This is a genomic window from Sinorhizobium americanum (assembly GCF_001651855.1).
Lineage (GTDB): Bacteria > Pseudomonadota > Alphaproteobacteria > Rhizobiales > Rhizobiaceae > Sinorhizobium > Sinorhizobium americanum.
In genome coordinates, this window is record NZ_LNQC01000055.1 from 111,875 (window position 1) to 124,712 (window position 12,838).

At 59.7% G+C, this 12,838-nt stretch carries 9 protein-coding genes and 2 pseudogenes; 6 read left to right on the plus strand and 5 right to left on the minus strand.

From position 1 onward, the window contains the following. Positions 1–162: 162 nt before the first annotated feature. Positions 163–372: a hypothetical protein gene (locus tag ATC00_RS15915; protein ID WP_037381343.1), complete on the minus strand. Its 210-nt coding sequence runs from the start codon at positions 370–372 to the stop codon at positions 163–165. Between the two features lie 651 nt (positions 373–1,023). Here ATC00_RS15915 and ATC00_RS15920 point away from each other — a divergent pair. From ATC00_RS15920 to ATC00_RS15930, 3 genes are all read left to right on the plus strand, one after another. Next, the gene (locus ATC00_RS15920; RefSeq protein WP_037381347.1) at positions 1,024–1,482 is read left to right on the plus strand and encodes a transposase; all 459 of its coding nucleotides are present in this window, start codon (positions 1,024–1,026) and stop codon (positions 1,480–1,482) included. A 193-nt stretch (positions 1,483–1,675) separates the two neighbouring features. Next, positions 1,676–2,284 carry a hypothetical protein gene (locus ATC00_RS15925; protein WP_064253533.1) on the plus strand — a complete coding sequence of 203 codons (609 nt, stop codon included), beginning with the start codon at positions 1,676–1,678 and terminating at the stop codon, positions 2,282–2,284. Between the two features lie 572 nt (positions 2,285–2,856). Next, on the plus strand, positions 2,857–3,150 hold the full coding sequence (locus ATC00_RS15930; protein WP_037381353.1) for a hypothetical protein: 294 nt from the start codon (positions 2,857–2,859) through the stop codon (positions 3,148–3,150). Positions 3,151–3,481: 331 nt separating this feature from the next. Here the strand turns inward: ATC00_RS15930 and hemN are convergent, their stop codons facing one another. Further along, a complete protein-coding gene (gene hemN, locus ATC00_RS15935; RefSeq protein WP_064253534.1) occupies positions 3,482–4,834 on the minus strand; it encodes an oxygen-independent coproporphyrinogen III oxidase in 1,353 nt (450 codons plus the stop codon). A gap of 252 nt (positions 4,835–5,086) precedes the next feature. Here hemN and ATC00_RS33495 point away from each other — a divergent pair. Together ATC00_RS33495 and ATC00_RS33500 are read left to right on the plus strand one after the other, a co-directional pair. Then, a pseudogene (locus ATC00_RS33495) lies at positions 5,087–5,925 on the plus strand (cbb3-type cytochrome c oxidase subunit I); the annotation flags it as partial. Position 5,926: 1 nt separating this feature from the next. Then, positions 5,927–6,647 (plus strand): annotated as a pseudogene (locus ATC00_RS33500) (cbb3-type cytochrome c oxidase subunit I); the annotation flags it as partial. Positions 6,648–6,945: 298 nt separating this feature from the next. Here the strand turns inward: ATC00_RS33500 and ATC00_RS15945 are convergent. Beyond that, complete coding sequence (locus ATC00_RS15945) at positions 6,946–7,983, minus strand: leucine-rich repeat domain-containing protein (protein ID WP_167578735.1); 1,038 nt, start codon at positions 7,981–7,983, stop codon at positions 6,946–6,948. Positions 7,984–9,058: 1,075 nt separating this feature from the next. After that, complete coding sequence (locus tag ATC00_RS15955) at positions 9,059–9,889, minus strand: AraC family transcriptional regulator (RefSeq protein WP_064253536.1); 831 nt, start codon at positions 9,887–9,889, stop codon at positions 9,059–9,061. Between the two features lie 175 nt (positions 9,890–10,064). On the opposite strand from ATC00_RS15955, the gene ATC00_RS15960 reads away from it, so the two are divergent. After that, positions 10,065–11,285: an MFS transporter gene (locus ATC00_RS15960; RefSeq protein WP_234782328.1), complete on the plus strand. Its 1,221-nt coding sequence runs from the start codon at positions 10,065–10,067 to the stop codon at positions 11,283–11,285. A 169-nt stretch (positions 11,286–11,454) separates the two neighbouring features. Here ATC00_RS15960 and ATC00_RS15965 read toward each other — a convergent pair whose 3' ends face one another. Then, positions 11,455–12,774 carry a tetratricopeptide repeat protein gene (locus ATC00_RS15965; RefSeq protein ID WP_064253537.1) on the minus strand — a complete coding sequence of 440 codons (1,320 nt, stop codon included), beginning with the start codon at positions 12,772–12,774 and terminating at the stop codon, positions 11,455–11,457. Positions 12,775–12,838: the final 64 nt, after the last annotated feature.

Here is a 12,838-nt window from a genome sequence, read left to right on the forward strand (position 1 = left end):
AGCACGGGAGCCCGCCGAGGAATGGCATCACAGCTTGATATGCTTCGCGCGTCGCGTGAGGCAACCGAAATCCGTCATGAAGCTTCAGCCGTCTTTGAAGTGACGACGCGAAACGACCCGACGTCGAAGACATGGCGCGACTTCTAAGGAGAGCGGAACCTATCACGTATCAGCTGTCAGGCTATCGAACACCTCCAACAACGCGTCACTTATGGCCTTTCCAAGCATCACTGCGGTATCCGTCAGCGCTTCCTCATTCATGTCATGAGCGGCCATGACAAACGCTGCGCCCTCCGTCGTCACAATTTCCTGCGCCCGTTGGATCGCCCACAGGGCAAACTCGCTACGGCTGCTGATTTCCACGGTTTCCATGAATTCTCCTGATTGCTGGACGGATGCTGTATAGCGAACCGAGGGGGATAACACAGTCCCAAAAGTCGATTCTTGGCGGATCACTATAATCATCCCAACTTCGCCTTGGAACGGGCCAACTCTCGCGAGATCGAATGCGGGTATCACGTCGCCTTCCTTGTAAGGCTGCGGGTCGCACACGGGTTTTGCGCAAGTCACTGGGCCTCTTGCATCCGGGGCGAAATGAATTGGATGAGCGGTCCAAAGCCCGACGATTGCGATGCCGCTGCGGGGTCACTCTAACGTTATGCCGGTTTCCTTTGCGAGGCGTTGCAGCCGACCTTGTCGCTTACAAACTGTCATCCGAGTTGGCGAGAATCCGCTGACCGCATGCAGCGCCATTGCACAGACGCGGCGATGCGTTTCAGCTTGGGTTGCCGGCTCCCGATCCGCGCGTGGTACTAAGGCCATCCCCGCGCAGTATAGGTGATTTCGCGTCGACGCGATAAGGATGAGACACGAGGCTCCAATTGCGAAGGCGAAAGTCCTTCTTGCGACATCACTTGACGGCACAAGCCCAAGATTAAGTATGCAAAAACTAGGAGTTTGACGGTCTGTTGACTCTGTAGTTCACTCAGACCAAAACAGGTGGTTGCCTAAGGAGGGTTTAGGATGGCTGACGAGAGTAACACAGGACTGAATTCTGCAGTTGCAGAGACGAATGCTGAGGTGAAAACACCAACGGGTAAGAAGCAGAAGTCGCCGAGACGGCAGAAGGCGGCTGCCGAACCAGCTCGCACCGAATCGAAGGCGCCGGCCGCAAAGTCCAGAAGGTATGGCGAACAAGAGAAAGCCGAGAAGCTCAAGCTGATCGAGACGCAAGTCAATGAAGGCAAAGGCACACTCAAAGACGCCATCAAGAGCGCCGGCATATCGGAGCAGACCTACTATCAGTGGAAACGGACGGCAAAGCCCGCTGAACAAAAGCCCGAGAAGGCTGTTCTGGCCGTTGACGACGAGTTGGCAGATTTCGTTCGACTGGAAGAGGAAAACCAGCGGCTCCGCAAGCTTCTGGCGGAAAAGTTGCGAGCGGAGAATGCCGACCTGCGCAAAAGACTCGGACTAGACTAAGCCAGCTAGGACCCGCGCAGGCCCGTAACCGCCGGCCTGATATTGTCCATGATGGGCGATCAGTCACGCGAATGTTCCCGCGGCTCGCGTGCTAGTGAGTTGAAGCGCTAGGTGAGGAGATATATGCGTCCGCAATCAGGAGCACCGGCGCTGGCTAAGGAGTGGTTTTTAGGATGCTTAAGGTTCAGGGTATATGAAAGTACCACAACGGAGCTTCATCGTTGAATTCAAGTCGGGGCGTCGACAGGCCAAGGCGAGGACAAACTCCATTTGGGGGGACACAGACCTCAAGGCTTTGACCCGCGCAGTAGAAGAGGAGTCGTCCCACCTGTTCAATTCGACTGAAGTACCTGTCACGCCTGACGCAAGTGGGGATATGGTATCTCAGCAGATCGATGTTGGCTCTGCCAGCGAACATTCGGGCGGTATCGACGTTGCAGCAGAAGCGGTGCCGTTGGACCTTGCCGCAGGCAGTGAAGAACAACAGCAGCGTGAGGCCGAGCGCCTGCCCGAGGAGCCTGTTGTAAAAGAGACGCAGCCGGCGTCGAGGCCCCAAGCAACGTCAACGGGCCGTACTCGAAAGCGGGCCAGGCATACACCCGCCCGGGCGATTGCGCCTAGTTCGACGCATTCGAACGAGCGCCAAAACGGGCCACCCACGAACGCTGACGACGCGAGCTCCCTGGGGGACGTGGCCGCCCTTGATGCAGAAAACAAGCGGCTAAAGAGACTGCTGGCTGAACAGCTTTATGCACAGAACTTGCAGCTCAAGAGGATGCTTGAGCGATTCGATGTCATATGAGCAGGGAGTGCCGCCACAGCCGCCGCGACCCGAAGGTGTGATCGTGTGGCTGGGCAGTGGTGGTGGATGCAGACGTATACACCGCCGAAATTCTCTACCGCCAGACCCTAGGGGGAACACTTGCCCGCGATCGGAGCGAGCCACCCACTTCCCTCTATCGAAGCGACATTAGAATGAAGATCTTCAAAAAGCCGAGTATGTGGCGGGAACGATTACAAGATACGTTCGCATCGATTGCCGGCGCGAGGACGGCGCACCGGAGCACGCTTTCCTCAATAATGTAGCGTGTCTTCAATCTGAAACCTTTCCCTGGTAGTGACAGGAACCGTTGGCCCGACCCATGTTCGCCAACAGCGTGCATTTATCGGAAAAAATTGATCTCCCTCAAAGACCGGCGATGACGCATGGGGATCAATACAGTCGCTATTGTAAAGCCGGAGGCTTTGTCACAACCGACAGCAATTTTGTGACATACCGCAAGGGAGATCAGGGCTAGCCGCATCCCCGACCACTCTCGGTAAGGTAAGTATCTGGCCTGTCTCCGAGCGCCAACCAAGAGGAGGAGCGTAATTATGCCCCACGCAGATGGAGGTCTTACACCTGGCAAGCCGGACACCCTGGAGCTACCCGAGCAGAGCTCTCCGGCCGCCGATTTCCGCATTCAAAGGAAGGAGGCGCAAAAATGGCGCATCAGCCTTCTCTCGCCTAGAGCAATCCGCTGGTTCGAGACCAACTTCGTTGGAAGCACTCAAGAGGGGCACGTATTTGAGGCCGGTCTTGCCGAAGCGAACGCCTTTATACAGAAGGCGCGCATGGATGGATTTAAAGTCGAATATGTGGGACCGCTCGCACGATCATATTTCTAACCCCTTTTCTGACGTTGAGTTCCTTTCACGATGGAAAGCCGCAACACCCGCGAAATCCAGTAGTAGGCGCCTGCTAGCCGCACTGTTGCGGCCAGCACGACGTCAACGTTCAATGTTTGACCCCGCGGCGCCCGGCGTAGCTCAAAACTTGCCTGTCACGGAAGGTGACCCTCAGAGTCATGCTTCAGCTGAGAGCGTTTTGACATTGGGCCGCGTCCATATTCCGGATGATCGAACGCACCTTAGGAGTCCATCGCCTGCCTGCGCTCTCAGTAAAAACCATTTATCTATTGTCACCCGTACCGGTCTTCGTCAGTGAGGGAACACACCCTCAAGCAGCCTTGCTGCAGCTTCGCTCCGATGGCTCCAGGTAGGCATCGAAAGCGGCAGCGATTGCGCGGATTAGGAATCGCCGTTTTTCTCGTAACTGGATGACTCCGTCCACGTTTTCAACAATTCCGTCGTTCTCGAGCATGGAGAGCCTATCATTCCCGTCGAGAAGAGCGCCAGGCTCGAACCCATGTGCGGCGGCGATCGACGGAACGTCGACCTGAAAGTCGCACATCAGGCGGTCGATAATATCTGCTCGTAGACGGTCCTCGGCCGACAAGCAGTAGCCTTTGACTGTGGCAAAGCGCCCGGAGGTGATTCGCCGCGCATACTGACTCGGGCGGACCTCGTTCTGAACATAGCCGCCTGCCATGAAGCCAATCGCCGATGCACCGAAGCCGATGAGCGTCTCGCAGGCGCGCGTTGTATAGCCCTGAAAATTCCGGTGCAGTTGCCCGTTTGTCTGCGCAATTGCCAGACTGTCGCCGGGGCGGGCGAAATGGTCTAATCCAATGCAGTGGTATCCGGCCGCAACAAGGTGTTCCGCGATCGCCTCTGCCTGGGCAACTCGACCTTCCGAATTGGCGAGCGAGCTTTCGTCGATCCGCCCCTGATGCCTCTTGAGAGAAGGCACGTGGCCATAGCCGAAAACGGCAAAGCGATCGGGGCGCATCGTGATTGCAGCCTTGGTCGTCTCAATGCACGATTCCACTGTCTGATACGGCAAGCCATAGATAAGATCGAAATTGATGCTGCCGACGCCCGCCCGACGCAGCCGGGAAACCGCATCCATCGTCTGTTCTTCGCTCTGGGTGCGGTTAATAGCCTTCTGCACCACCGGATCGAAGCTCTGAACCCCCAGGCTTGCCCGGCTGACTCCCGCTTCTCCAAGTACCGTCGCCATCTCCTCCTCTAGCGTTCTCGGGTCGATCTCCAACGCGATTTGAACAGTATCGGCAAAATCGAAATACTCACGCAGAAGCCCGATCAGCTCCCGCATTTCCGTCGGCGGCATGATCGTTGGCGTTCCCCCGCCAAAGTGCAAATGGTTGATGTTGAGCCGTGCCTTGGTGCTTGCGGATACGAGGGATATCTCCTTGCGCAGCTTTTGTAGGTAGTTGTGGATCGGCAGGTCCTGCCGCGTGATTGTCGTGTGACAGGCGCAGTACCAGCACATCGATCGACAAAATGGGATGTGCACGTAGAGCGATGCCGGCTTATCCATCGGCAGGGTGGCAAGCCAGTCGCCGTAAGTGCTGGCGTCCACGGCGGGTGAGAAGCGCGGTGACGTGGGATAACTCGTGTAGCGGGGCAGACGCGCATCGCCGTACTTTGCAATAAGAGATGATTGCATGAGAAAATCCTTTCCCGCGGTCTGGCAATGTCCTGAATTCTAGGCATGCGTCCGCAGGGCGCTTTGATCGAAAACAAAGCCCACTCGGACTTCCCGTGATTTGTGCCGTGTGACCGATCTGAGTGTCTCAAAGGGAATTCTTGATCTGAATCAAGGCGTGCAAGTCCCGGCTCTGACAATCTCGCGCGACTTCGGCAGATCGCGTGTGAACCCCGCGGTGGCCAGCGCCAGGGCAAGTTGGAGATCCCAACCATGACATACACAATGGAGATGATCGTGCTTGCCATCGGCGCCTTCCTGGCGCTGGTCGGGGCCGGCTTTGCCCAGGACCACCTCTTCGGCGCGCATATGTGGGTATTGTTCTTCGTGCTGCTCGGCGGCACGGTAGTACTGATGCACCGCACCGATTTTCGTCGGGTCGCCAAGCGTGCCATCCCTCGAACGGAATATTTCGACGAGGTCGTGAAATACAGCGTCGTCGCTACGGTGTTCTGGGGTCTGATCGGCCTCCTCGTCGGCGTCGTCGTCGCGCTGCAGCTTGCCTTTCCTGACCTCGATGTGGAGCCCTGGTTTAACTTCGGACGCCTGCGACCCCTTCACACCTCGGCCGTCATCTTCGCATTCGGCGGCAATGCGCTGATCGCGACCTCCTTTTATGTCGTCCAGCGCACCACCCGGGCCCGGCTCTTCGGCGGTGATCTCGGCTGGTTCGTGTTCTGGGGTTATCAGCTCTTCATCGTGCTTGCGGCCACCGGCTATCTCCTCGGAATTACCCAGGGCCGCGAATATGCGGAACCGGAATGGTATGTCGATCTCTGGTTGACGATCGTCTGGGTCGCCTACCTCATCGTCTTCCTGGGCACGATCCTCGTGCGCAAGGAGCCGCACATCTACGTGGCGAACTGGTTCTATCTCGCCTTCATCGTCACGATCGCCATGCTGCACGTCGTCAACAACCTGGCGGTACCGGTCTCCTTCCTCGGATCCAAGAGCTACTCGGCCTTTGCGGGCGTGCAGGATGCGCTGACGCAATGGTGGTACGGCCACAACGCCGTCGGCTTCTTCCTGACCGCCGGCTTCCTGGCGATGATNGATCATTCACTTCTGGTCGCTGATCTTCATGTATATCTGGGCCGGTCCCCATCACCTCCATTACACGGCGCTGCCCGACTGGGCGCAGACGCTCGGCATGGTGTTTTCCGTTATGCTCTGGATGCCCTCCTGGGGCGGCATGATCAACGGGCTGATGACCCTCTCCGGCGCCTGGGACAAGATCCGCACCGATCCGGTGGTCCGCATGATGGTCATGGCCGTCGCATTTTACGGAATGGCGACCTTCGAAGGGCCGATGATGTCGATCAAGACGGTAAATTCGCTCAGCCACTATACCGACTGGACGATTGGCCACGTGCATTCGGGAGCGCTCGGCTGGAACGGCCTCATCACTTTCGGCGCTATTTACTACCTCGTGCCCAAGCTATGGAACCGCCAGCGGCTCTACAGCCTGCGCATGGTCAACTGGCACTTCTGGCTCGCCACCCTCGGCATCGTCGTCTATGCCGCAACCATGTGGGTCGCCGGCATCCAAGAAGGGTTGATGTGGCGCGAACACGATGACCAGGGCTTCCTCGTCTACTCCTTCGCGGAAACGGTCGCCGCGATGTTCCCCTATTATGTAATGCGCGCCGTCGGCGGTGCCCTCTACCTTTCCGGCGCCGTGCTCATGGCCTTCAATGTAACGATGACGATCCGAGGACGCGTCCAGGACGAAGCTTCGGCTCTTGGTTCGGCGCCTTTGGCGGCAGCGGAATGAGAGTGCTTTAAGTCCCAGAGCGGAGAAGTGGAAAAACGCGAATTCAGTTCCCAGCCGTAACCCTAACGCCGCTCACGGGAAGTTCGGGCCGCTCGCATATCCGGCTCCAGCGCGATTTTGCGGCTCGCGGTCGCCTCTCAGATCCTCGGCCCGGTGCCAGAAACTTGTTGCCAGGGTACGCCAGCAACTGGTCGAGTAGGCGCCTGATACTCCCAGACGGCCGGCTCTGTCGGCCTCTTTCCTCGGGTGCGTCGCGCAGTCCGCCGCTCCTCGCAACTTCCACCGTTTTCCGGTTCAGCTAGAGGCAGACCAGCGGGCCCCCGTAATCTGCTGCATGCACGGTTGCCGCCACGTTCGCTCGTACCCACTTGGGAAGTGGATTAGATTCCAGGAAAACTAGGCACCCAGAGCTTAGCTGCGCCAGCAGTTTGTCGGGCAGGCTGATCAGCAGGTTGCACCTGGCGTTGAGCCTGCGGAGCCCGGACGGCAGGTCGTTGGGCAGACCGGCCAGCCGATTGTCGGCGGCGCCGAGCGTCTGCAGTCCGGCCGGGAGCTTGTGGGGAAGATTGGTCAGTTCGTTGCCGTTGGCGTTGAGCGTCTGAAGGCCGCTCGGGAGATTGTCCGGAAGGTTGGTCAGCCGGTTGCCGTCGACGTTGAGGGTCTGGAGCCCGCCCGGGAGGCCAGCGGGAACGTAAGTCAGTTGATTGCTGTCGACGTTGATCGTCTCGAGAGCGATCGGAAGATTGTCTGGAAGGCTGGCCAACTGATTTCCACCGGCGCCGAGCCACTGAAGCGTTGCCGGGAGCACATCCGGCAGGCTGATGAGCCGGTTATAGCTGACCTCGAGGATCTGAAGTTCGGGCGGAAGGGTGCCGGGCAGGCTGCTCAATCGGTTGTATCTGGCGTTGAGCGCCTGAAGTTCGGCCGGGAGATGGCCCGGCAGATGGGCCAAATGGTTGCAGTCGACGTTGAGCCGCTGGAGTCCGGCCGGCAACTCGGCGGGAAGGGTACTCAGCCGCAGGAACGACAGATCGAGCACTGCACTGAGATCGCCGGCAACCACCCAGGCGCTGATTCGTTTCACCGCCTCGTGTCGGTCCTCATTTTCGCCTTGCCCCTTTTGGGCAGCCCAGGCGTCCAGATTATAGTCCAGCGATGTTGCTCGGACGTGTGGGGCAAGGTTAGGACAGCCGGCAAGGGCCTCGGATGATCCCCTTGCGCCTTTCGAATTATTGATCGCACCTGTGGTGAGATTATCCTCGGGGGAAAAACATCGCCGGCTGTTTGCCTTTCGGGTATCGCCGTCGCATGGCTGAGCCGGTTTTGTTTTCATCATTGGCGCCACTCCAGTACTGCCCAAGAAAGTGTCGGAACGCTGGTGACCTACCATCGCTTCCCTTCCACGGTTTCGCTGAATGCGGCCGCCGCATAAACATCGAACCGGGTTCAGCTAGATCCGCCCCGAAGCGCAGCCAGAGCCTCGGGTTTGAGTTCATTCCGTACGAAAAAATGGCTATCCCCGGAGTCTCAGTGTTTTTAGGTATTCGCCAGTCACGCTCCAACCCCGTTGCCACCTCCAGTATCGTGTGAGTGCTTCATGCGACATTATCTCGGATTGGCAAAATACATTGTTTGGATGAAACCTATCAGCGCTCTGGATGGTAGAGGACATAGGTTCCCAGGACTTGGAGAAGACCTTTTGGGGTGCAAAAAGGGGCCCGAGGAGGGTGACCCCGCATTCGCGAGAATACGCCGGCGCGTTCATAGAGAATGGAAGAGCAATGCGCACCGGTGCGCTGGAAGCAGACCGCCGAGCTCATCGGGGTCATGAAATCGGAACGGACAAGACTATGGGCCGGAGCCCAGCCGCTCGTTCTGGTGTCGGGCGCACTGACGAGTTCGACGATCGAAAAAGAGCGTGGCGTGCGGCGCACTGATGGCAGGAGTATCGTCTATTGGGAGATGCTAGGCCCGCCCGTTAGGACATGATTCGAAAACTGTCCGGCATGGCGGAACAGGCCCCTCAGTGTCGCCTGAAAGCTCCGGGGCGGCAACGATGCATCATTAGATTGCGGCAGAGCGCGACATTTTCTCGAACGGCAAGATCAGGTTCTTCAACAAAATCGGTGCCTGCCGCGCCCGCGTCACGCTATTGGAAGGCATTCGGCGCGGCTTGATCCAGCTTTCGAAAAAGCGCCTGCTACGATCCAGCCGATGCAAACGAAGAGAGGCCGCTCTGCGTTCACGTCGATCCCAATGCGCTCACCCGCGCCATCGGCAACTCGGCGCTGGGCCGTTCCCGGCAACCGGCAGAGCGTTTCGACGGGAGCCTGCGAAAACCGTGCCTTTGATGCGCCGGCATGATCGCAGATCGAGGTGCCGTGCGGCGGGCCGACACTCGGCTCAATCGTTCAGCCCTTCGCCTTCTGAAGGCCCAAGCCCGTCCTAGGGCTTGCGCTGTCTATGACATGGCGGCGCATATAGGCTTGGGGACTGCTGCCCATTTCGGTGCGAAACGCATACACGAAAGCTGATGTCGAGCCGTAACCAAGCTCCATGGCGACCTGTGTAACGCCCAGACCACCCCCCAGGAGCTCTATTGAACGGAATAGCCGAAGGCGTCGTCGCCATGAGCGCAGGTTCATGCCCAGCTCCGTGTTGAAGCGGCGCGCCAGTGTGCGAGGCGAGATGTTTAGCGCAAACCCCCATTCCTCCGGGCTGCGGTCATCCGTTGGGTCCAGGTAGAGTGCCTCACAGAGCACGGTCAGCGGCGGGTTACGTGGCCACGGCAAAGCCGATGGCAGCGCTTGGACCCGCACAAGCTGATCCAGAATGAGGGCGGTCACGCGACCTGGATAACCATCCCGGTCCGTCTGTCCCTCCAGGTCCGTGGCCTCGATGATCAAGGCCTGTAGCAAAGGTGACATCATGAAGATCGTCGGAATTTTCGGCAGGTTTGCGCCGGCTTCATCCGCTATCCACAGGCTTCGGAATACGGCCCCAAGAAGCGAACCGACGCGGTGCACGACCCCGGTCGGCAGCCACACTGCCTGATCCGGTGTGATCACGAAGGACTCCGCCAGCGTATTAACGGTCAGCACTCCCGAGATCGCATAGACCAGCTGGTGCCAGGTATGTGAGTGGTCCGGAAAGTAATGCCGTGCCGGAATGGATTGCGCGCGCACCGTGATCGGCTGTGGAGGACGAAGTCCTGATGGTGTGGTGATCGGATGCCAGATCATCGCTATTCTCCATTTTGGCCGATGTTCTACATAGATTGTCCAGCCATTGAAATACAGCCAAATCGAAAAGCGCTAACATCCGGTCAAAATCAACCGCCAAGTGCACCTACCGCCCGACGCGAGCACGTCTCGAACCGGACCGGTCCTCCATGGCTTGTGAAATCGAGTGTCAGAAATCACCGCAAACAAAGTGCCCGGACCGGGTGCCCCATCGCGTTATGGTTCCGCGAAAGCCAATGTCGCGCGGTTGACCATCGCGCAGGCACTTGGCGGGGCGAATTCGGCCGTTGTCTATTCTACCGGTGCGATCGTGGGAAACATGCTCGCGCCTGATCCTGCACTGGCCACGATGCCGATTTCGATGTTCGTGGCGGGAATGGCGGCCTCCACCCTGCCGGCCGGAGCCATCGCTCAGCGTTACGGTCGTCGCGCCGCGTTTCTGGTCGGTACAGGGTGCGGCGTGCTCGTCGGCCTGCTGGCGGCGGTTGCCGTTGTGATCGGCTCCTTTTGGCTCTATTGCGCTGCGACACTCTTCGGCGGCGCCTATGCCGCAGTGGTGCTTTCCTTTCGCTTCGCTGCTGCTGACTGCGTTCCCGCTGAGCACCGACCGCGCGCCTTGTCCTTCGTCCTGGCGGGCGGTGTCTTCGCCGGCGTGATCGGGCCGCAGCTCGTCAACCACACCATGTATCTCTGGATGCCTTATATGTTTGCGGCGAGCTACCTTGCTCAAGCGGCAGTGGCAGCGGTCTCTGCGCTGCTTCTGGTGGGTGTCCGTCTAGCAAAGCCGACAGCAGTCGAGGCCGCCGGCGGTCGACCGCTGAGCATCATTGCCCGCCAACCACGGTTCATGACAGCTGTCATCTGCGGCGCGGTCTCTTACCTGCTCATGAACTTCCTAATGACGGCAGCTCCCCTGGCGATGCGTCTGTGCGGCCTGTCGCAGGAGTCGTCCAATCTCGCCATTCAATGGCATGTGATCGCGATGTATGCTCCAAGCTTCTTCACCGGGCGGCTGATTACGCGCTTCGGTGCGCCCCGCGTGGTCATGGCTGGCCTCATTATGACGGGCATCTCGGCAGCGGTCGGATTGACGGGGGTCGATGTTCCGCATTTCTGGGCCACCCTGATCCTGCTGGGCATTGGCTGGAACTTTGGTTTTGTGGGGGCGTCCGCTTTGGTGCTCGAGTGCCATCGCCCCGAGGAAAAGGCGAGCGTCCAATCGCTGAACGATTTCGCCGTGTTCGGGACGATGACCCTTGGCTCGTTCCTGTCCGGGGGGTTGCTAACGGCATTTGGGTGGAACTTCGTGCTTGGGCTTTCCTTCATTCCCCTCGTGGTGGCTGTCATTGCATTGGCGACAACGGCCCACGCAGGCCGGGCAGAGCCTCGACCATAATCCACGCAATCGCAGCTCCGATGAAATCACTCACTCAGGAGTGTTTGTAATGAAAAGACCACACTCGAAGGCCGGAAAATTTATCGCGCTGTTCGACGAGGGCAACGGGACCAGCCACCCACGATTACCGGCCGTACCTGAGATACCGGCATCTTAGGCATGCGGGTATTCAGGCTGCGAGCCGGCCGCGCCAGTGCGTGTCGCGCGGCGACGGGCGGCGGTGCAGGCGGCGATCGAGTAGGTTACGGGCTTTCACGGCTTCGCCGCTCCGCATGAGGGCTAGCAGGAGCATGTCCTCGATCAACTCGCGCTGCGCGCCACTGCCCCCGATGCGCACGACCTCCACAGCAACCGGCTCAAGAATACGGGCGCAGCGAGCGTAGTCCTGGTCTGCAAACGCCAAGGCGGCGCGGCAGATCGCCGGCACGACTGGCCCTGCGGCCAGCGCTCCTGCTTCGATCAGGCCCGTCAACGCCTGCGCCCGCTGCTCGACTGCGGCCCTGTCACCGATCGCCGCCGCGATAAGGGCCATGTGGACATCCGCGAAGGCAAAGCCGGCCTTCTGGAAGTATTCCCCCGCATAGGTTGCCGCGGCCGCCCACAGTCCCGCCGGCACAGTGTGGCCATAGGCCTGGAGCCGCCACAGGAAAGAAGCCGTGTCGCTGACCACATTGACCGGCATCCCGGCCGTAACCGAAGGCTGGATGTAATCCGCGTAGATCGCAAGCGCTCGCTCCGCATCACCCCGCTCCAGTGCGCCCAATGCCGAGTGCCAGGCGATATGGCCGTGGAGAATCCCTGTACGGTCGTAGCGAGGCAGCCAGTCCGCGATCAGCCTCTCGGCGTCTTCTCCCGCGCCGCTCTCGTACATGGCGTGCGACAGCGCATGCGCCGCGTTCGCATTGTTGGATCTGAGGTCGTAACCACGCTGCGTGAGGGCTCGGCCGAGTGTCGCGTTGCCGTTCTCGACATGGGCCCAGCCCCGGTAGGTGACGAACCACCAATCGTCGGCGTCGAAGTGCCTGGCGTGGCGCTCACAGAGATCCACGCGTGCCTGGTCGTGATCCGCCATCCCGGAGAAGGCGAAGAGCCCGAATGCGCCGAGCGGCAACGAGAAGATCAGGATATCCCGCGGCCAGGTATCGGCGTGTGCGAGCGCCCGTTCCAGCGCCTTTGCCGACTGGCCGTCGATTGCAAGCGATAGAATTTCCACGTGGCTCCGCTCCCGCTCCGTCCCGCGCCGGGCGACGATCTCCTCCGCCGTCGCAATGCGCGCCTCGGCCTTGGCCGGCTCAGCGCGGATGGCATGCAGGCGCGCGCGTGCCGCATGGGCGAGAGCGAAATCCGGGTCGGCCGCGAAAGCCTCTTCCAAGGTTTCCGCAGCGCCTGGCCAGGTGGAGAGGAGCAGATCAACCCCATTGCGGTAGCGTTCGGCCGCGAGGTCGGACGTCGTCGAGAGTGGCAGGCCGCGGCTGTCGAGGTGGGTCATTGCAGTTTCCTATACCGGGTTCGGGCGCGGCAGCACTCATACGGCTGTTGTACGAGATTGCCCT

Coding starts and splice junctions, on each gene's coding strand:
- ATC00_RS15915 (WP_037381343.1), bottom strand. CDS start 372: ATGGAAACCGTGGAAATCAGCAGCCGTAGCGAGTTTGCCCTGTGGGCG.
- ATC00_RS15920 (WP_037381347.1), top strand. CDS start 1,024: ATGGCTGACGAGAGTAACACAGGACTGAATTCTGCAGTTGCAGAGACG.
- ATC00_RS15925 (WP_064253533.1), top strand. CDS start 1,676: ATGAAAGTACCACAACGGAGCTTCATCGTTGAATTCAAGTCGGGGCGT.
- ATC00_RS15930 (WP_037381353.1), top strand. CDS start 2,857: ATGCCCCACGCAGATGGAGGTCTTACACCTGGCAAGCCGGACACCCTG.
- hemN (WP_064253534.1), bottom strand. CDS start 4,834: ATGCAATCATCTCTTATTGCAAAGTACGGCGATGCGCGTCTGCCCCGC.
- ATC00_RS15945 (WP_167578735.1), bottom strand. CDS start 7,983: ATGATGAAAACAAAACCGGCTCAGCCATGCGACGGCGATACCCGAAAG.
- ATC00_RS15955 (WP_064253536.1), bottom strand. CDS start 9,889: ATGATCTGGCATCCGATCACCACACCATCAGGACTTCGTCCTCCACAG.
- ATC00_RS15965 (WP_064253537.1), bottom strand. CDS start 12,774: ATGACCCACCTCGACAGCCGCGGCCTGCCACTCTCGACGACGTCCGAC.